This window comes from Burkholderia ubonensis, from assembly GCF_001718695.1.
Lineage (GTDB): Bacteria > Pseudomonadota > Gammaproteobacteria > Burkholderiales > Burkholderiaceae > Burkholderia > Burkholderia ubonensis_B.
Map to the genome: position 1 here is coordinate 1,259,272 of NZ_CP013420.1, position 17,310 is coordinate 1,276,581.

The window sequence follows — 17,310 nt, forward strand, 5'->3', positions numbered from 1 at the left end:
CCAAGCCGACATCAAGCCGGCGCCGCCCCGTCGTCCGGCGCGCGGCGCGCCGCGTCGAGCAGTACGCGCACCTCGTCGTCGCTCGTCTGCTCGAAATGCGCGTAGAACTGGCTGATCCCGAAGAACGACAGCGGGCGCGACACCACGACGAACGCGTCGGCCAGATCGTCGAATTTGCGCTGCACGCCGGCCGGCGCGACCGGCGCCGCGGCCACCACGCGGGCCGGGCGGCGCTCGCGCAGCGCCTGCAGCGCGACGCGCATCGATGCGCCGGTCGCGATGCCGTCGTCGACGACGATCACCGTGCGCCCTTCCACCGGCACCGGCGGCCACGCGCCGCGGTACAGCGCCTCGCGGCGCTGCAGCTCGACGGTTTCGCGCGCGATCACGTCGGCGAGCTGCGCGTCCGACACGTCCATCGACCCGATCACCGAGCGCTGCAGATAGATCGCGCCGCCGGTCGCGATCGCGCCCATCGCGAGCTCGGGGTCGTACGGCACGCCGAGCTTGCGCACGACCAGCACGTCGAGCGGCGCATCCAGCGCGCGGGCGACCGGAAACGCGACCGGCACGCCGCCGCGCGGCAGAGCGAGCACCACGACGTCGGTGCCGCCCGCGTACTCGTGCAATGCGTCGGCGAGCTGGCGGCCCGCATCGGCGCGATCGAGAAAACGATCCATCGCGATCCGCCCCTTCCGTTCGCCGGCGCCCGATCGCGCATGCGCCGCGATCACGCCGACGTTACGTCAATGAGCATGGTGCATGCGATCCGCCAATTCAAGCGCGCCGATGGGGATTGCGCGCGACGACGGCGACGGCGGCGTCGGCGCGTCAGAGCCCGCCCGCGCGCCGGTACAGGCGCCAGAACGATTGCGCGTAGGATTGCGCGAGTTCAGGCGCGCGCTCGAACACGTTCACCGTTTCGGCCTGCGCCGGCGCACCGTCGGACAGCGTCGCCAGCGCGACGCTGTCGTCGGCGATCACGAACCGCGGCGCCGGCGCGTCGCGCCGCATGTCGATCGCGACGTCGATGCCCGCGTCCTTCAGGAAGCCCGCGCCGCTGTACTTGCCGGCGCGCGCCGTGCGCACCAGCACGACCCGCACCTCGAGCCCGCGCCCGCGCGCGTCGTGCAGCGCGCCGGCCACCGCAGGCGGCACGTACGCGTAACCGGCCAGCAGCACGCGGCGCTGCGCGTGCCGGATCAGGTCGACGGTCGCGTCGGCCGCGGCGTCGTCATACGAAAAATACGCGCCGACCGACGCGGCGTCGGACGGAATCGGGGTGGCGTGGGCGGTCGCCGCGCAGCACAGCGCGGCGACGAGGAAAGCGGCGGGTCTCATGGCGGGCGCCATTGTAGCGACGCCAATACGCGTGGCAAGCGCGCGCTGCAACGCTGCTGCGCCGGCGCAACACGGCCCGCCGTGAGCGGGCGCGCGCAGGCACGCTCAGCCTGCCGCGACGCGCGCGAGCCAGCGCGTCGCGCCGTCGATCGAACGGAAATCGGCGAGGCTGCGCGCCGGCAGCGCCGGATACGCGCCGGCCGCCATCTCGGCGAGCGCGCGGCCCGGGCCAAGCTCGAGAAAGGCCGTCGCGCCGGCCTCCACGCAAGCGGCGAGACAGGCCGCCCATTCGACCGGCTCGGCGATCTGGCGCGCGAGCTTGTCGAGCCCGCCGGCGGCGTCGAGCACCGACGTGCCGTCGATGCCCGCAAACAGTCGCGCACCGGGCAGCGGCCGCCGCACGCGCACCGCGGCCAGCGACGCGCGAAACGCCGGCACCGCCGCCGCGAGCCGCGGCGTATGCGACGCGATGCGCACGCCTACCGGCGCCACGCGCAGCGCGCCGTCGCGCGACGCGTCCGCGGCCGCCGCGTCGACGTCGTCGCGCCGGCCGGCGATCACGAACGCGTCGCCCGGGTTGGCGATCGCGATCGCCGCGCCGTGGTCCGCGCACAAGCGCGCGAGATGGGCGCGCGGCAGGCCGCGCACGAACGCCATCCGTTCGTCGCCGCCGCTCGCGGCGTCCATCGCGCGGGCGCGCGCATCGGCGAGATCGAGCGCATCGTGCGGATCGATCAGGCCCGCGACGCTCCACGACGCGACTTCGCCGACGCTGTAGCCCGCGACGCAGCGCCGGCGCGGCCACGCGGCTTCGAGCAGCGCGGCCGCGGCGAGCGCCTGCAGCGTGCACAGGATCTGCGCCGCGCGGTTTTCGTGCAGCGCAAACGGGGCGGCGTCGCGCACCCACGTGCGCGGGTCGGCGCCGAGCAGCCGGCCCGCGTGCGCGAACAACGCATCGGCCTGCGGCGCGGCGCCGGTCAGGTCGAACATGTCCGCGCGCTGGCCGCCTTGCCCGGAACACAGGATCGCGAGCGTCATCGCGCCGCCTCGTCACGCTCCAGCGCGTCGACGAACACGCTCATCGCGAGCAGGTCGGCCGCGCCGCCCGGGCTCAGCCGCCGCGCGACGAACGCGCGATGCGCGGCAACGGCCGCGCGGCCGCGCCAGTCGGGCGCACGCACGCCGCCGCGCGCGACGAACGCGCGCGCGGTCGCCCGCGCGAACGCGAGGCCCGCCAGTCCACCCCGGTGCAGCAGGTTCGTATCGTCGAGCGCGGCGATCAGCGCGAAGCACGCGTCGACGCGCGCCGCCTCCGGATCGTCCGGCACGTCGCGCGCCGCGCGGCGCAGCGCGGGCAGCCCGACGCGATACACGCTGTCGAACCCGCCGGCCGCTTCGCCGCGCGCGCCGCCGACGCCGTAGTGGCGGCTCGCGCGTTCGCCGTGGCTGCCGGGCAGTCGCGGCCCGCCGACGATGTCGGCGCCCCAGCGGCGCGCGGCCGACGCGCCGAGCGTCAGGCCCTGCGGCGCGGCGCCCGGCCGGCCGCGACGGCCCGCCGCCGCGCACAGCAGCCCGAGCCCGAAGATCGCGCCGCGATGGGTGTTGACGCCGCCCGTCGCGGCGAGCATCGCGTGCTCGGCGCGCAGGCCGATCTTGCGCAGCGCGGCCATCTCCGCGTCGCGCGCGCCCGCGTCGGCCAGTTCCGCGAAATACGGCCGCAGCACGGCCGCGCTGCGCGCGAAGGTCGACGCGTCCATGTCCGCATGGCTGCCGGCATCGACGTGGCTGACGAGCCCCGGTTTCGGATAGGTCTCGATCTCGAGCAGCAGGCTGCGCTCGGCGAGCGCCGCGATGCGCTCGGCATCGGATGGCGCCGCCGGCAGCGCCACGGCGCTCATTGCACGCTCCCGGCGAGGAAGGCGACGGCCGGACCGAGCGTAACGCCGCCGGCCGTCTTGATCGCGACGTCCGGCAAGCCGGCATGCAGCTCGCGCCAGTTGACGCCCGCGCCGTCGTCGCGCAGCAGCTCGCCGTCGACGCGCATCGGCGCGCGCGCGTCGATCGCAGCGAGTCCGTCGAGCAGCGTCGCGGCGTGCGCGGCGCCCGGCAGCGGGAAGAACACGTCGAGATCCGATGCGCCGGTCAGGTAAGGCTCGCCCGTCAGCGCCTGCCACGCGAGGCTGCCGAATACACGCCCCGGCACGCCGCAGCGCGCGCCGAGCGCCTCCAGGTCGAGCAGCGGCTGCCGCCACGCGGCGGGCGCGGCGCCGAGCACCGCCGCAATTGCCGGCGGCGCGCCGACCGATGCAAGCGCATCCACGCCGACGCTGACCGCGATGCGCCGCTTGCCCGCCGACGGCGGCAGCGGGATGCCGAGCGGCACGTCGCTGCCGTCGATTTCACCGGGCAGCGCGCGACGCACGACGAGCGGCCAGCCGCGCTCCGCCCATCGGCACACGGGCGCGTCGGCGGCGAGCGCCGCGTCGCGCGCGAACAGCGCCGCCCACCCCGCCGCCGTCAGCGTGACGAGGGTGTGGCGCCGCAGCGGCGCGTCACTGCGCGGCACGAGCGAGCTCATGGACGCGCTGCGCGACGTCCGCCGCGACCGGACGGCCGCGCGCGGCGCGCCGGTCGACGCGGTCGGCCGGCCGGTCGAGCCATTCGGCGACTTGCGCATCGAGCCCGCGGGCCGGATCGAGCACCGCGTCGACCGCGCCCATCTTCACGAGGTTGTCGAGCCCCGGCGCGAACACCGGCGTCGAGCGCGCCTTCTCCTTGAGCACGTCGAGCGGCAGCTTCGTCACGCGCGCCATCGACGGCAGGTCCATCACTTCCGGGTCGGCGCCCGGCACCGCGAGCAGCACGCGCGTCGCGAGCGCGGTCGCGATGAACGCGCCGGCGGCCGTGTGGCCGTATAGCAGGCCGATCGTCCGGTGCCCGGCGAGGTCGGCGTGCATCAGGCACTTCGCGAGATGCGACAGGCCTTCGTTCAGGCCCAGCAGCTCGTCGCGCTTGCTCATCCGCTGGCTGTCGCTGTCGACCAGCACGAGGATCGGCGTCGCGCCGCCGCGCTCCAGCGTGGCGAGCACGTGCGACGCGAGCCGCAGCGCCTCGTCGATGCCGAACGGCAGCCGGTCGGCCACGCCGATCACGTCGACGCGCGTGCCGGCCAGCTCCGCGTGGCCGGACAGCAGGCCGCCGTCGCGCACGATCGCGTGACCGTGCGGAAACAGCGACATGAGGACTTCATCGAGCGTCATGCGAGGGCTCCTGGAGTTGGTCGGCAAGCGCGGCGAACGCGGCATCCGGCATGCCGGGAATGTCCTCCGGCGCGCTCGCGCCGAGCGTGCGCCACACGTCGAGCGCATCGGCGCACGCGCCGAATCGCGCGACCCGCGCTTCGAGCCGCGCCTGCTCCGCGCGCAGCATCGCCGCGTCGAACGCCGGCGCGCGGCCGATCAGCTCGAGCGCGGCCGCGCGGAACGCGTCGGGCGTATCGGCGACGTAGCGGTCCGCGCCGCCGATCAGCCGCCGGTGCTTGCCGCCCATCGTGCGCCAGATCAGCGCGCGGTCCTTCGCGTCGAATTCCTCGACACCGCGATGGGTCTCGATCACTTCCGGCCCGGACACGCTGATGCGGCCCTGCTCCGACACCGCCAGCGCCGAGCAGCACGCGGCGAGCAGCCCGCCGCCGCCGTAGCAGCCCGCGCGCCCGCCGATCAGCCCGATCACCGGCACGCCGGCCGCGCGCGCGTCGACCAGCGCGCGCATGATCTCGGCGATCGCGAGCTCGCCCGCGTTCGCTTCCTGCAGCCGCACGCCGCCCGTGTCGAACAGGATCAGCACCGGCGCCGCCGTGCCCAGCTCGCGCGCGGCGCGCAGCAGGCCCGTGAGCTTCGCGCCGTGCACTTCGCCGAACGCGCCGCCCATGAAGCGGCCCTCCTGCGCGGCGACCAGCACCGGCTTGCCGTCGAGCAGGCCGCGCCCGACGACCATCCCGTCGTCGAACTGCTGCGGCAGGTCGAACAGCGGCAGATGCGGGCTCGTCACGCGCTCGGCCGGCCCGAGGAATTCGGTGAAGCTGCCCGCGTCGAGCAGGCCGTCGAGGCGCTGCCGCGCGGACGCCTCGTACCAGCTCGACGCGTTCGCGACGAACGCGGGTGCGTCGTGGATCACGTCGCTCATGCCGCCTCCCCTTCGATCGCCCGCACGGCCTGCGCGAGCCGCAGCGACACCATGTCGGGCCGCGCGCCGCCGTCGTTGATCGACAGCTTCAGGCCGCCCGGCGCGCGCCGCTCGACGAAATCGGACACCACCGCCTGCCAGACCGCGCCGAAGCCGACCGCCGCGGTGCGGATGTCGATCTCGCACGCGTTGCCCGGCAGCACCCGTTCGACCAGCACTTCGAGATTGCCGGACGCGACCACGCCGACGAGCGCCGTGGCCAGTTCGCCCTTCGCGCGCGCACGCGCGGTGAAGCGATAGTTCAACTGTTCCATTGCCCTCTTCCTTACCAGTTGCGGAACCGCGCCGGCGGCGCGTACAGCCCGCCCGACCAGTGCACGAGATCCTTGATCGAGCGCGCGGCGAGCCAGCGGCGGTCCGCATCGAGCGGATCGATGCCGAGATCTTCCGGGCGCCGGATCACGCCGCGCTCGCGCAGCCGCTCGACCGTCTTCCGGTCGCGGCCGCGGCCGACTTCCGTATAGCCCGCGACGCCGCGAATCGCCTGCTCGCGCTCGTCCTTGTCGCGGCACATCAGCAGGTTCGCGATCCCCTCCTCGGTGACGATGTGCGTGACGTCGTCGCCGTACACCATGATCGGCGCGAGGTCGAGCTGCAGCTTGTCGGCGAGCTTCAGCGCATCGAGCTTCTCGACGAACATCGGCACGTTCTTGTCGCCGAAGGTCTCGCCGATCTGCACGACGAGCTTGCGGCCGCGCCGCAGCGCCGCCGGCGTGTCGGGGTCGGCCTCCTCGCCGGCCTTCAGCCACGGCTCGCTCGGATGGCGCCGGCCGCGCGCGTCGCTGCCCATGTTCGGCGCGCCGCCGAAGCCGGCGATGCGCTCGGCCGTGACCGTCGACGAATGGCCGGACAGGTCGATCTGCAGCGTCGAGCCGATGAACATGTCGCACGCGTAGAGGCCGGCCGTCTGGCAAAACGCGCGATTCGAGCGCAGCGAGCCGTCGGGGCCCGTGAACCACACGTCGGAGCGCGCGCGGATGTAGTCGTCCATCCCGACTTCTGAGCCGAAACAGTGGATCTGCTCGACCCAGCCCGATTCGATCGCGGGAATCAGCGTCGGGTGCGGATTGAGCGCCCAGTGCGTGCCGACCTTGCCCTTCAGCCCGAGCTTCTCGCCGTAGGTCGGCAGCAGCAGCTCGATCGCCGCGGTGTTGAAGCCGATCCCGTGGTTCAGGCGCTTGATGCCGTACGGCTGGTAGATCCCCTTCAATGCGAGCATCGCGGTCAAGATCTGGGTCTCGGTGATCGCGGCCGGGTCGCGCGTGAACAGCGGCTCGACGTAGAACGGCCGCCCGGCCTCGACGACGAAATGCACGCGGTCGCCCGGGATGTCCACGCGCGGCACCTTGTCGACGATGCGGTCGACCTGCGCGATCACGATGCCGTCCTTGAATGCCGTGGCCTCGACGACGGTCGGCGTGTCCTCGGTGTTCGGGCCCGTGTACAGGTTGCCGTCGGCGTCGGCGCTGACCGCGGCGATCAGCGCGACCTGCGGCGTGAGGTCGATGAAGTAGCGCGCGAACAGTTCGAGATAGGTGTGCACCGCGCCGAGCGCGATCTTGCCGCCGAACAGCAGCTTCGCGATCCGCTGCGACTGCGGACCCGAATAGGCGAAATCGAGGCGCTTCGCGATGCCCCGCTCGAACACGTCGAGATGCTCGGGCAGCACGACGCCCGACTGCACCATGTGCAGGTCGTGCACCTTCGCGCTGTCGACGTCGGCGAGCGCCGTCGCGAGCAGGTCGGCCTGCTTCTGGTTGTCGCCTTCGAGGCAGACCCGGTCGCCCGGCCGCAGGACCGCTTCCAGCAATGCCACGGCGTCGCGCGCGTCGACCCGCTTGCCCCGCGCGAGGTGCGCGCCGGCCGCGACGCGTGCATCGCGCGCGAGTCGCGCGTGATTCCATCCCGTCATAGAGTTCTCCTGCCAAGCCTGCTCGTGATTCGGTTCAGCGGCATTCTAAGCCGGCCGCCGCCGTCGATTGATGATGATGTCCAATGCGACCCAGAGGCCGCCGCGATGGATGGTCACGCACCGACCAGCGCGCGCGTCGCGAAGAACAGCACCGACGGCCCGAGCAGGCAGCCGATGCCGGTGTGGAACGTCGCGACCAGCGCGCCGTACGGCACGAGCCGGCGGTCGGTCGCGGCGAGGCCCGCGCTCACGCCGCTCACGGTGCCGGCGAGGCCGCCGAAGATCATCGCGGAGCGCGGCGTCTTCAGCCCCATGAAACCGGCCGCGAGCGGCGTGCCGACCATCACGATGATCGCCTTCACGAGCCCGGTCGCGATGCTGAGCGCGATCACGTCGGAGCTCGCGCCGATCGCGGCGCCGGTGACCGGCCCGACGATGTAGGTGACGGCGCCCGCGCCGATCGTCGTCATGCTGACCGCATCCGTGTAGCCGAACGCGCGGGCGACGCACGCGCCGACGATGAACGGCAGCACGGTGCCGAGCAACAGCGACAGCACGCCGACCATTCCGGCCTTCCGCGCCTCGGCCGGCTGCACTTCGAACGCGGTCGCGACGATCGCGAAATCGCGCAGCATCGCGCCGCCCATCAGGCCGACGCCGGCGAACAGCGGCACGTCGGCGATGCCCTTCGCGCCGCCGGTGAACGCACCGCCGGCATACGCGAGCGCGAGGCCGATCAGGATCGCGATCGCCGAGCCGTGCACGCGGCCGAACGTGAGCTTGTGCGACGCGATCGACGCGATCCACATGACCAGGCCGACGAGCGCGAACGACGCGACGAGGCCGTTATGGGCGACGGTTTTTTCGAGCATCTGCAGCATCGCGGCCTCCGTCATTGCTGGTCGAATTGCGGGACGACGGCGAACGCCGTGTCGTCGCGGCCGGTGCGCGCGAGCACCGCGATGCAGCCCGCGCAGATCACGACCGCGCCGACGGCGGCCAGCAGCGCGACCGGCCCGCCCTTCAGCGCGGCGACGACGTTCTGGTTCGCGGCCATCGCGACGACGACCGGGATGTACATCGCGCCCCAGAAGCCGACGCCCGCCTCGGTCTCCTTCGGCAGCCAGCCGCGGCGGTGCAGGTAAAGGCGCAGGCCGATCAGCAGCAGCATCGCGATGCCGACGCCGCCGACGTTGGTCTTCACGCCGATCGCGGCGCCCAGCAGGTCGCCGAGGAACAGCCCGGCCAGATGGCAGAACGCAAGCAGCGCGGTTCCGTAGATGATCATGAGTCTCGTCTCCTTCCAGGTGTCTCCCGCGGCGGTGCGCCGCGGCCCCGGCGGCTCGTCGTGCGAGCGCATTCTCGGGCGGTCGATGGGATGATGCGGCTTCGGGTCCGCGCCCGGATGCCGTAGACTGCCCGAAGCAGCCGCCGGCGTGGGGCGTGAGCCGATACTAGCGCCGCAAAATCCGGCCATTTATGAAGTTGTCGAAACCGATTCAGTGGGTTTAGCAATGCGTCCGTTACCGCCCGAGCTGCTGCGCAGCTTCGTCGCCGTCGCCCAGTCCGGCAGCTTCACCGCCGCGTCCGAGCGCGTGAGCCTGTCGCAGTCCACCGTCAGCCAGCACATCCGCCGCCTCGAGGAGCTGCTCGACCGGCCGCTGTTCGAGCGCGACACCCGCAACGTGCGCCTGTCGCAGCACGGCGACGCGCTGTTGCGCTACGCGGTGCGCATCCTCGAGCTGATGGACGAGGCCGTCACGTCGGTGTGCGGGCCGCCGCTGTCGGGCAAGGTGCGGCTCGCGATGTCGGAGGATTTCGCGTCGGCGCACCTGACCGCCGCGCTCGCGAGCTTCGTGCAGCGCAACCCGGACGTCGAGCTGGCGATCGCGACCGGGCTGTCCGGCGACCTGTTCGACGCGCTCGACGAAGGCCGGCACGACCTCGTATTCGCGAAGCGGATCGCCGGCAGCCGGCGCGGCCGCGTGATCCGCAGCGAGCCGCTGTACTGGTGCACCGGCCCCGAATCGCGGATCACCGGCCACGAGACGGTGCTGCCGCTCGCGCTGCATCCGGAGCCGAGCGTGTCGCGGCGCCGCGTGCTCGAAACGCTCGACGCGATCGGCCGGCCGTACCGGATCGCAGTGGTGAGCAGCAGCGTCGCGGTGCTGCGCGCGGCCGCCAGCGCGGGGCTCGGCGTCAGTGCGTTCGCGGGCTACGTGATCCCGGCCGGCCTCGCGCGGCTCGACGCGGGGCTGCCCGCGCTCGGCGAGCTCGAATACGTGATCGACCGCCCCGCCGCCGCGTCGCGCTCGACGCTCGCGCTGGAGGCGACGCTGATCGCGGCGGCGGCGGGGTTGTAGCGGGATGCGTCGCGGTCGCGACGGTGGCGGCGGTCGAGGGCGGCGTCGAACGTGAGCCACGGCGACGCGTCGCGACACGCCGCCGCCACCGCTGCAATCCACCCTCTTGAAATGCCGCTCGCCGGCCACTAACTAAGCGTCATCAGGCAATGCCCACCACGCGCACCGTGCGCGTCGACGGGGCTGCGTCGGCGCGTATTCCGCGCTTCACGTTCAGGAGGACCATCATGAGCGGTATGTATTTCGGCAACGATCTGTTCGACGAATTCACGCGCCTGCAGCGGCAGATGGCGAGCCTGTTCGGCGAACTGCCGACCGGCATCCGAGCGGTGCGGCCCACCGCGTTCCCCGCGCTCAACATCGGCGCGACCGACGATGCGATCGAGATCGTCGCGTTCGCCCCGGGCATGGCCGCGGCGGACTTCGACGTGTCGATCGACAAGGATCTGCTGACGATCGGCGGCGAACGCAAGCCGGCGCCGCGCAACGACGGCGACGACGTGCGCACGTATGCGCAGGAGCGCTTCCACGGCGCGTTCCGCCGCGTCGTCGAGCTGCCGCGCAACGCCGATCCGGACAACGTGAGCGCGCGCTACGAGAACGGCTGCCTGCTGGTCCGCATCGGCCGGCGCGAGGAATCGAAGCCGCGTGCCATCACCGTTCAGTGAACTTCAGGAGACCGACATGAACACGAGCCAGACCCTGACCGAACGTCCAACCGACGCCGCACAGCCGGCCGCCGCCGCTGCCGAAGGCGCGCGCCGGCCCGCGATCGCGCCGGCCGTCGACATCGTCGAGGACCGCCGCGGCGTCACGCTGCGCGCGGACCTGCCCGGCGTGCCGCGCGAAAACCTCGACGTGAAGGTGCATGACAACACGCTGTCGATCGATGCGCAGGTGCACATCGACCTGCCCACCGAGCTGCGGGTCCGGCACGCCGAACTGCGTGCGCCGCGTTTCGCGCGCGCGTTCACGCTGAGCCCGGATCTCGATACGTCGAACATCGTCGCGAACCTGCGCGACGGCGTGCTGACGCTGACGATCCCGCGCCGCGAAGAAGCGCGTCCGCGCCGTATCGACGTGACGGTCGACGGCGCGTAAGCGCGCGAAAACCGGCCGACGACGACATGCGATGAAATCCCCGCCGGGCATGGTCCCGGACGGGGATTTTTCACATGCGGCGGCCCACGCCCGCGCAGCCGCGTTCAATCGAAATCGAAGATGTCGAACACCGACCGCTTGCGCCGCTGGCCGCCGTGCCGATGGCGGTCGTCGTCGGCGCGCGCGTCGCGCGGCCAGCCCCCGTCTCGGCCGCGCGGCGCGTGGCGATCGGGCCGCCCGTCAGCCGGTGCGTTAGCCCGTGCGTCGTTCCGTACATCGTTCCGTACATCGGGCCGTACCTCGCCGGTTTCGCGCGCGATCAGCTTGTCGAGTTCGCCGCGATCGAGCCACACGCCGCGGCACGTCGGGCAATAGTCGATCTCGATCGACTGGCGCTCGGCCATCAGCAGGTCCGGCGTCTTGCAGACAGGGCATTTCATCAGGCTGCTCCTTCGGGACTGGATTGCGCATCGGCGGCGGGCGTCGCCCGCCCGCCGGCTCGTTCGGTGACGCGCAGCTACGCTCAGTGACGCTCGGCCCGCGCCGCACGCTTCGCCTTCGCGCGCCGCGCCAGCATGTTCATGCCCTCGACGAACGCCGAGAACGCCATTGCCGCGTAGATGTAGCCCTTCGGCACGTGCGAGCCGAAGCCTTCGGCGATCAGCGTCATGCCGATCACGACGAGGAACGACAGCGCGAGCATCACGATCGTCGGGTTGCGGTCGATGAAGCGCGCGAGCGGCTGCGCGGCGAACAGCATCACGGTCACGGCGGCGATCACGGCGACGAACATGATCGGGATGTGCTCGGTCATGCCGATCGCGGTCACGATGCTGTCGATCGAGAACACGATGTCGAGCATCAGGATCTGGCCGACCGCCGCCCACATCGTCAGGCCGGGCGTGCCGTTCGACGCGCCGGCGTCGCCGCCGTCGCGCGACACGTGATGATGGATCTCGGTGGTCGCCTTCCAGACGAGGAACAGGCCGCCCGCCAGCAGGATCATGTCGCGCCACGAGAACGCATGGTCGAACAGCGAGAACACCGGCTCGGTCAGGCGCGCGATCCACGCGACGGTGCCGAGCAGCGCGAGCCGCATCACGAGCGCAAGGCCGATGCCGAGCCGCTGCGTGCGGGCGCGCTGCGCTTCGGGCAGCTTGTTGCTGAGGATCGAGATGAAGATCAGGTTGTCGATGCCGAGCACGACTTCCATCACGACGAGCGTCAGGAGCGCGGCCCATACGGCGGGATCGGCGGCAAGCGTCAGCAGATAGTCCATGAGGTTCGGGAAACGAAGGTGGAAAACCCCGATTATCGGCATCCGCACAATTCGAAAAAATCAGCGACAATCTGATCTTTGTTTCGGTTTTTCCGATATATCGATCCGATGCTGAATTTTCGACATCTGTACTATTTCTGGGTCGTCGTGAAGGAAGGCGGCTTCGCGCGCGCGGCCGAACGGCTCGACATGGCGGTGCAGACGATCAGCGCGCAGGTGCGCGAGCTGGAGAAGTCGCTCGGCCATCAGCTGCTCGGGCCGGCGGGACGCGGCGTCGCGATGACCGACGCCGGCCGCGCGGCGTTCGCGCGCGCGGAGGCGATCTTCGAGCTCGGACGGCGGATTCCCGACGAGGTGCGCGCCGCCGCGAGCCAGCCGACGGTGCGGCTCGCGGTCGGGCTGTCGGACGGCATCTCGAAGCTGGCCGCGCACGCGATACTCGCGCCGGTGCTCGGCACGCCCGCGCTGCGCCTCCTGTGCCATGAGGGCGAGCACGACGCGCTGCTCGCGGAGCTCGCGCTGCATCATCTCGACCTGGTGCTCGCCGGCCAGGGCGCGCCGCCCAACGCGAACCTGCGGGTGACGAGCGAGCGGCTCGTCGCGTCGCCGGTCGACTGGTACGGCCCCGCGGCGCTCGTCACGCAGGCCGCGCGCCAGCGCTTTCCGCAGTGCCTCGCCGAGCTGCCGCTGTTGCTGCCGACCGCGCATTCCGCGCTGCGCGACCGGCTCGACCGCTGGCTGGAATCGGAACGCATCGTGCCGCGCATCGCCGGCGAATTCGAGGACAGCGCGCTGATGGCGGTGTTCGCGGCGCGCGGCCTCGGCGTGTTTCCGTTGAGCGAACTGGGCGCGAACGATGCGTCGCTATTGAGGGGGGTGCGGCGGCTGGGGCGCGCCGGCGACGTGACCGAGGAGATCCACGCGATCCGCTCGCGGCGCGGCGAGCAGCATCCGCTGACGTCGCGCTTGCTTGCCGTCGCGCGCGACGGCTGACGCAAACGCGACGTCAAACGAAACTATAATAGCGCCCCGGCCTCGCGAGATTGCCTCGCGCCTGCCTGACAGCTTCTGCCGGCCGCGCGCATGCGCGCCCGGCAACCATCCGACCTTCGCGCACTGCGCGCGCAGTCCCGGCGCGGCAACCGGCCGAGCCTTTTGAAAGACGCCATGCACAACCGAATTCGCCTGTTCCCCGTTTCGTGCGCGCTCGCGGCTGCGACCGTGCTGGCGGCGTGCTCGTCGCCGCCCAAGCCGATCTATCAGCAGGAGCAGTTCGACGTGACGAGCAGCCCGTACTCGCACACGTTTCACGCGAAATCCGATGCGACCTGCGAAGCCGCGCGGCGCGCGCTGCTGAGCCAGGGCTATGTCGCATCGTCGTCCCGTTCCGACGCGATCGACGGCAGCAAGAATTTCCAGCCCAGCAACGACATGCACGTCGTGATCGAGTTCCACGTCGTGTGCGCGGACGCGAACGCGGACGGCACGTCCAGCATCGCGTACGTGAACGCGGTGCAGGACCGCTACACGCTCAAGAAGTCCAACACGTCGGCGAGCGTCGGCCTCAGCGTGTTCGGCTCGCTGTCGCTGCCGATCGGCTCGAGCGACGACGCGCTCGTGAAGACCGCGAGCGAGACGATTCCGGCCGGCGTGTTCTACGAGCGCTTCTTCAATCTCGTCGACCATTTCCTCAAGGTCGATCCGGCCCGCCGCGACCGCGCGACCGTCAAGGCCGCGGAGAAGGAGCACGTCGCGCCGCTGCCCGAGCCCGCGCCGACGCCTCAGGGCGAACCGATCAAGATGACGACGCCGGTCGTACCGACGCCGCCGGCCGCGCCGGTGCCGCTTTCGGGGACGGGGGTCGCGCCGGGTTCGGGGGGGCCGGTGGGGGCGGCGGCTGGGTCGGCCGTGGTCGCGCCGAGTGCGATGCGCGGGGCGACGCCGGGTGGAGGAGCGGGTTCGGCGACTGGTTCGGCTGCGGCTCGGGCTTCGGCCGCTGGTGCCGCTTCGGCGCCTGCCCCGGCCTCCGGACCTGCTTCGGCTCCGGCACCCGCTTCGGCACCCGCAGCGGCCTCCGCGCCAGCAGCCTCTTCGACATCCGCTCCGGTTTCGGCCCACGGTCCAGTTTCGACACACGCTCCGGCCTCGGCACCTGCTTCGCCTTCACCTGCTTCGGGGTCGACAGCTGTTCCTGCTTCGGCACCCGCACCGGCCTCGGCGTCCGGTCCTGTTTCAGCCCTCGGCCCGGCTTCAGCTACTGCGTCGCTGCCAGCCGCTGTTTCGACCGCTGCACCTGCTTCGGCTTCGGCGTCCGCTCCGGCCGCGACGCTCTCTCCGGCTTCACCGCAAGCACTCGAGACTGCTTCGATTTCGGCAGCCGGTTCAGCTGCTTCGGCTGCGGCCCATGCTGCGGCTTCTGCATCGGCTACGGCCGCAGCACTCGCTTCGGCTCCCGTCCTCGCTTCCACGGCTTCGTCTGCGCCGCCTCATGCCGCTGCGTCGGAAGCGGTTTCCGCGTCGGCACCCACCGGCACGCGCGGCACGCCGGTCGCTTCGAGCGCAGCTTTGGCAATGTCCGGTCCCACGGCAACGGCAACCACGCACGCCGCTGCGGCCTCCGCAAGCAATACGTCGGCGTCCGCACCCACCGCCGATCCCATAGCATCGTTCGCGCCGACCGCGGTCAGCGCAGCGCCGGCCAACTGACCACGCGCCCCTCGTCCACGCGTGCCATGCGCACGTAGCGACGGAACGGTGGACGTTTCGCGCGACACAGTGCTTCGATGCGTCGGCGCTTCGCCCGCCGTGTGCGGAACCGATCGCGAGCGCGCCGCTCGTGCATGCGGCCGACGGCGGGTACGACACGCCCTCGTCCTCGTCGTCGCATAGCGATCTGCGCCGCTGCGGCCGACCACCTCACGCGCCGCGCTCGCATCCGCTCACGGCAACGCGAATCGCGAGCCAGCCCCGCCGAACCCGCGCGACAGACACCACGAAGTCACACCGACAAGCCACCACCGTCCGTTCGCGCCGCCGTCACGCATCGGGCTCGATCGCCGTCATTCACCGGCCGAGCGTCACGGACGGCCACACCTCATCGCAACGTAGTGCTCCACGACTGCAGTTGCTCGATGGTCGCCGTCACCCCGCCGCAGACGATCACCGCGATGCGCGACGCGGCGGCCAACGCGGGCGTTGCCGTATCGAGCGCGGCCAGCGCGGCGCCGCACGCCGGCTCCACCACGATCCGGTGTTCGTCGAGGAACCGCAGCGACGCGGCCACCGCCGCCGCATCGGACACGACGACGGTTTCGATCGCGTGCCGCGTCGCCCACTCGAGCGCGGCGTCGCACGGCCGCTTCGCGCCGAGCGACGTCGCGACGCTGGTGATTTCCGGCAATTCGACGGGCCGCCCCAGCGCGACCGAGCGCGCATAGCTGTCCGCGCCTTCGGTCTGAACCGCGACGACCGGCACGTCGCGCCAGCCGTTGCGCGCGAGCCCCTCGAGCACGCCGCACAGCAGCCCGCCGCCGCCGACCGCCAGCACGACCGCGTCGGGCCTCGGCCCCGCCGCCGCCATCTCGTCGATCATCGTCGCGTGACCATGCCACAGCACCGGATCGTCGAACGGGTGCACGAACGCGTCGTGCGGGCCGAGCACGGACTGCGCGAACGCATTCGCCTCCACCCAGGACGCACCGTGCACGACCAGCTCCGCGCCTTCGACGCGGATCAGCTCGCGTGCGCGCGCAGACGTGCTTTCCGGCACCACCACGAGCACGGGCACGCCGAGTTCGCGGCCCGCATACGCGACCGCGATGCCCGCGTTGCCGCCCGACGACGACACGAACCGCCGGGCGCCGGCGGCACGCCGCGCGTCGCAGACCACGCCGACGCCGCGCAGCTTGAACGAGCCGCACGGCTGCATCGCCTCGATCTTGAGCAGCACGTCCTTGCCGAGCCGGCCGGATGCGGCCTGCGATCGAAGATAGGGGGTCTGGATATGAAGCGGCATGGAAATGAGGCGCGCACGGGTGAAATGACGCCGTCCATGCTACGTCGCGCGCGCCATGCTTTCCAATACCATCGGATGCCGGCTGCTATGCTTGGCAGGCATATCTTCATCGACGGACAGGAGCCGCATGCGACAAGTCGAATTACGCCATCTCCGCTACTTCGTCGCGGTCGCGGAAGCCGGCAGCGTGATGGCGGGCGCCCGCGCGGTCGGGATCGTGCAGCCCGCGCTGTCCCGGCAGATCCGCGAGCTCGAGGACGCGATCGGCACCCCGCTGCTGGTCCGCCGCGCGACCGGCGTCGCGCTCACGGCGGCCGGCGCGAGCTTTCTGCGGGATGCGACGCGTCTGCTCGCCGACCTGCGCGACAGCCGCGAACGCGCGCTGCGCAGCGCGGCCGGCGAACTCGGCGAGCTGCGGCTCGGCGTGCTGCCGAACTATTTCCCGCTGCCGGTGGTGTCGAACGTGCTCAAGGCGTTCCGGGATGCATGCCCGCACGTGAAGCTGTCGATCGCGCCGATGCTGTCGGCCGAACAGGCGGCCGCGATCGCGCGCGGCGAGCTCGACGGCGGGATCATGGCGTGGCGCCGGGACGAAGCGCCGCAGCTCGCGGGCGTGCGGCTGCTGAGCGACCGGTTCGTGCTCGCGATGCCGTCCACGCCGGGCCGCCGCGTGCGCGCGCCGGCCCGGCTGGCCGAGCTCGCCGATGCGCCGTTCGTCTGGTTCGATCCGCAACGGTCCGCCGCGCATCACCGGTTCCTGATCGAACGGTGCCGGCGGGCGGGCTTCACGCCGCGGATCGCGCAGGTCGGCAGCGACGTCCCGACGCTGATCGGGCTCGTCGCGGCCGGGATGGGCTGCGCGTTCGTGCCGGAGAGCGCGGCGCCGACGTGTCCGCACACGGTCCGGCTCGTCGCGCTCGACGAGCTGGCGAGCCGCTTCGACATCGAGTTCGTGTTCGACGGCGCGGCCGTGCCGGCGTCTCCCGTCGTCGCGCGGTTTCTCGAAGCCGTGCACGCAGTGGTCGACCGGGCGGACTGAGCGCAAGCGCGCACG

General features: G+C 71.9%; 20 protein-coding genes. 6 read left to right on the forward strand and 14 right to left on the reverse strand.

Annotated features, from left to right (window positions below; translation table 11 throughout):
• Positions 1-11: 11 nt before the first annotated feature.
• From WJ35_RS05620 to madL, 11 genes are all read right to left on the reverse strand, one after another.
• Entirely contained in the window at positions 12-680 is a 669-nt protein-coding gene (locus WJ35_RS05620) for a phosphoribosyltransferase (RefSeq protein WP_060231072.1), read from the reverse strand.
• A gap of 151 nt (positions 681-831) precedes the next feature.
• On the reverse strand, positions 832-1,353 hold the full coding sequence (locus tag WJ35_RS05625) for a hypothetical protein (protein ID WP_060230958.1): 522 nt from the start codon (positions 1,351-1,353) through the stop codon (positions 832-834).
• A gap of 93 nt (positions 1,354-1,446) precedes the next feature.
• On the reverse strand, positions 1,447-2,379 hold the full coding sequence (mdcH, locus tag WJ35_RS05630) for a malonate decarboxylase subunit epsilon (protein WP_060230954.1): 933 nt from the start codon (positions 2,377-2,379) through the stop codon (positions 1,447-1,449).
• Positions 2,376-3,239, reverse strand: a complete 864-nt coding sequence (mdcB, locus tag WJ35_RS05635) for a triphosphoribosyl-dephospho-CoA synthase MdcB (protein WP_069238872.1) — start codon at positions 3,237-3,239, stop codon at positions 2,376-2,378. Before mdcB ends, mdcH begins: the two co-directional genes overlap by 4 nt.
• A complete protein-coding gene (mdcG, locus tag WJ35_RS05640; RefSeq protein ID WP_415876952.1) occupies positions 3,236-3,919 on the reverse strand; it encodes a malonate decarboxylase holo-[acyl-carrier-protein] synthase in 684 nt (227 codons plus the stop codon). The genes mdcB and mdcG overlap by 4 nt, the downstream gene beginning before the upstream one ends.
• Positions 3,894-4,601, reverse strand: a complete 708-nt coding sequence (mdcE, locus tag WJ35_RS05645; protein WP_059647246.1) for a biotin-independent malonate decarboxylase subunit gamma — start codon at positions 4,599-4,601, stop codon at positions 3,894-3,896. The genes mdcG and mdcE overlap by 26 nt, the downstream gene beginning before the upstream one ends.
• Positions 4,588-5,526 (reverse strand): biotin-independent malonate decarboxylase subunit beta, encoded by a 939-nt coding sequence (locus WJ35_RS05650; RefSeq protein WP_069238873.1) that lies wholly within the window; start codon positions 5,524-5,526, stop codon positions 4,588-4,590. The genes mdcE and WJ35_RS05650 overlap by 14 nt, the downstream gene beginning before the upstream one ends.
• Entirely contained in the window at positions 5,523-5,840 is a 318-nt protein-coding gene (gene mdcC, locus WJ35_RS05655; protein WP_059537541.1) for a malonate decarboxylase acyl carrier protein, read from the reverse strand. The genes WJ35_RS05650 and mdcC overlap by 4 nt, the downstream gene beginning before the upstream one ends.
• Positions 5,841-5,851: 11 nt before the next feature.
• Positions 5,852-7,498 (reverse strand): malonate decarboxylase subunit alpha, encoded by a 1,647-nt coding sequence (gene mdcA / locus WJ35_RS05660; RefSeq protein WP_060230946.1) that lies wholly within the window; start codon positions 7,496-7,498, stop codon positions 5,852-5,854.
• Between the two features lie 113 nt (positions 7,499-7,611).
• The gene (gene madM, locus WJ35_RS05665) at positions 7,612-8,379 is read right to left on the reverse strand and encodes a malonate transporter subunit MadM (RefSeq protein WP_060231067.1); all 768 of its coding nucleotides are present in this window, start codon (positions 8,377-8,379) and stop codon (positions 7,612-7,614) included.
• An 11-nt stretch (positions 8,380-8,390) separates the two neighbouring features.
• On the reverse strand, positions 8,391-8,786 hold the full coding sequence (gene madL, locus WJ35_RS05670) for a malonate transporter subunit MadL (protein WP_010092696.1): 396 nt from the start codon (positions 8,784-8,786) through the stop codon (positions 8,391-8,393).
• 226 nt (positions 8,787-9,012) lie between these two features.
• On the opposite strand from madL, the gene WJ35_RS05675 reads away from it, so the two are divergent.
• The 3 genes from WJ35_RS05675 to WJ35_RS05685 all read left to right on the forward strand — a co-directional run bounded on the left by WJ35_RS05675 (position 9,013) and on the right by WJ35_RS05685 (position 10,962).
• Positions 9,013-9,861, forward strand: a complete 849-nt coding sequence (locus WJ35_RS05675) for a LysR substrate-binding domain-containing protein (protein WP_069238874.1) — start codon at positions 9,013-9,015, stop codon at positions 9,859-9,861.
• Between the two features lie 227 nt (positions 9,862-10,088).
• Positions 10,089-10,529 (forward strand): Hsp20/alpha crystallin family protein, encoded by a 441-nt coding sequence (locus tag WJ35_RS05680; protein ID WP_069238875.1) that lies wholly within the window; start codon positions 10,089-10,091, stop codon positions 10,527-10,529.
• A gap of 16 nt (positions 10,530-10,545) precedes the next feature.
• Positions 10,546-10,962 carry an Hsp20/alpha crystallin family protein gene (locus tag WJ35_RS05685; RefSeq protein ID WP_069238876.1) on the forward strand — a complete coding sequence of 139 codons (417 nt, stop codon included), beginning with the start codon at positions 10,546-10,548 and terminating at the stop codon, positions 10,960-10,962.
• Between the two features lie 104 nt (positions 10,963-11,066).
• Here WJ35_RS05685 and WJ35_RS05690 read toward each other — a convergent pair whose 3' ends face one another.
• A complete protein-coding gene (locus tag WJ35_RS05690) occupies positions 11,067-11,402 on the reverse strand; it encodes a zf-TFIIB domain-containing protein (RefSeq protein ID WP_069238877.1) in 336 nt (111 codons plus the stop codon).
• Between the two features lie 83 nt (positions 11,403-11,485).
• Complete coding sequence (locus WJ35_RS05695) at positions 11,486-12,241, reverse strand: TerC family protein (RefSeq protein WP_069238878.1); 756 nt, start codon at positions 12,239-12,241, stop codon at positions 11,486-11,488.
• Positions 12,242-12,349: 108 nt separating this feature from the next.
• On the opposite strand from WJ35_RS05695, the gene WJ35_RS05700 reads away from it, so the two are divergent.
• Together WJ35_RS05700 and WJ35_RS29620 are read left to right on the forward strand one after the other, a co-directional pair.
• Positions 12,350-13,234, forward strand: a complete 885-nt coding sequence (locus WJ35_RS05700) for a LysR family transcriptional regulator (RefSeq protein WP_060153535.1) — start codon at positions 12,350-12,352, stop codon at positions 13,232-13,234.
• A 90-nt stretch (positions 13,235-13,324) separates the two neighbouring features.
• Positions 13,325-14,947 (forward strand): DUF2242 domain-containing protein, encoded by a 1,623-nt coding sequence (locus WJ35_RS29620; protein WP_420480901.1) that lies wholly within the window; start codon positions 13,325-13,327, stop codon positions 14,945-14,947.
• 388 nt (positions 14,948-15,335) lie between these two features.
• Here WJ35_RS29620 and WJ35_RS05705 read toward each other — a convergent pair whose 3' ends face one another.
• Complete coding sequence (locus WJ35_RS05705; RefSeq protein WP_069238879.1) at positions 15,336-16,256, reverse strand: pyridoxal-phosphate dependent enzyme; 921 nt, start codon at positions 16,254-16,256, stop codon at positions 15,336-15,338.
• Between the two features lie 127 nt (positions 16,257-16,383).
• On the opposite strand from WJ35_RS05705, the gene WJ35_RS05710 reads away from it, so the two are divergent.
• Complete coding sequence (locus tag WJ35_RS05710) at positions 16,384-17,295, forward strand: LysR family transcriptional regulator (protein ID WP_069238880.1); 912 nt, start codon at positions 16,384-16,386, stop codon at positions 17,293-17,295.
• The last annotated feature ends 15 nt before the right edge of the window (positions 17,296-17,310 follow it).

Excerpts from the sequence above, each read along its gene's own strand:
- WJ35_RS05710 (WP_069238880.1), top strand. The coding sequence starts at position 16,384 with ATGCGACAAGTCGAATTACGCCATCTCCGCTACTTCGTCGCGGTCGCG.
- madL (WP_010092696.1), bottom strand. The coding sequence starts at position 8,786 with ATGATCATCTACGGAACCGCGCTGCTTGCGTTCTGCCATCTGGCCGGG.
- mdcG (WP_415876952.1), bottom strand. The coding sequence starts at position 3,919 with ATGAGCTCGCTCGTGCCGCGCAGTGACGCGCCGCTGCGGCGCCACACC.
- WJ35_RS05620 (WP_060231072.1), bottom strand. The coding sequence starts at position 680 with ATGGATCGTTTTCTCGATCGCGCCGATGCGGGCCGCCAGCTCGCCGAC.
- WJ35_RS05675 (WP_069238874.1), top strand. The coding sequence starts at position 9,013 with ATGCGTCCGTTACCGCCCGAGCTGCTGCGCAGCTTCGTCGCCGTCGCC.
- WJ35_RS29620 (WP_420480901.1), top strand. The coding sequence starts at position 13,325 with ATGCGCGCCCGGCAACCATCCGACCTTCGCGCACTGCGCGCGCAGTCC.
- mdcC (WP_059537541.1), bottom strand. The coding sequence starts at position 5,840 with ATGGAACAGTTGAACTATCGCTTCACCGCGCGTGCGCGCGCGAAGGGC.
- WJ35_RS05650 (WP_069238873.1), bottom strand. The coding sequence starts at position 5,526 with ATGAGCGACGTGATCCACGACGCACCCGCGTTCGTCGCGAACGCGTCG.
- WJ35_RS05680 (WP_069238875.1), top strand. The coding sequence starts at position 10,089 with ATGAGCGGTATGTATTTCGGCAACGATCTGTTCGACGAATTCACGCGC.
- mdcH (WP_060230954.1), bottom strand. The coding sequence starts at position 2,379 with ATGACGCTCGCGATCCTGTGTTCCGGGCAAGGCGGCCAGCGCGCGGAC.
- WJ35_RS05685 (WP_069238876.1), top strand. The coding sequence starts at position 10,546 with ATGAACACGAGCCAGACCCTGACCGAACGTCCAACCGACGCCGCACAG.
- mdcA (WP_060230946.1), bottom strand. The coding sequence starts at position 7,498 with ATGACGGGATGGAATCACGCGCGACTCGCGCGCGATGCACGCGTCGCG.
- madM (WP_060231067.1), bottom strand. The coding sequence starts at position 8,379 with ATGCTGCAGATGCTCGAAAAAACCGTCGCCCATAACGGCCTCGTCGCG.
- WJ35_RS05625 (WP_060230958.1), bottom strand. The coding sequence starts at position 1,353 with ATGGCGCCCGCCATGAGACCCGCCGCTTTCCTCGTCGCCGCGCTGTGC.
- WJ35_RS05700 (WP_060153535.1), top strand. The coding sequence starts at position 12,350 with ATGCTGAATTTTCGACATCTGTACTATTTCTGGGTCGTCGTGAAGGAA.
- WJ35_RS05695 (WP_069238878.1), bottom strand. The coding sequence starts at position 12,241 with ATGGACTATCTGCTGACGCTTGCCGCCGATCCCGCCGTATGGGCCGCG.
- mdcB (WP_069238872.1), bottom strand. The coding sequence starts at position 3,239 with ATGAGCGCCGTGGCGCTGCCGGCGGCGCCATCCGATGCCGAGCGCATC.
- WJ35_RS05690 (WP_069238877.1), bottom strand. The coding sequence starts at position 11,402 with ATGAAATGCCCTGTCTGCAAGACGCCGGACCTGCTGATGGCCGAGCGC.
- mdcE (WP_059647246.1), bottom strand. The coding sequence starts at position 4,601 with ATGACGCTCGATGAAGTCCTCATGTCGCTGTTTCCGCACGGTCACGCG.
- WJ35_RS05705 (WP_069238879.1), bottom strand. The coding sequence starts at position 16,256 with ATGCCGCTTCATATCCAGACCCCCTATCTTCGATCGCAGGCCGCATCC.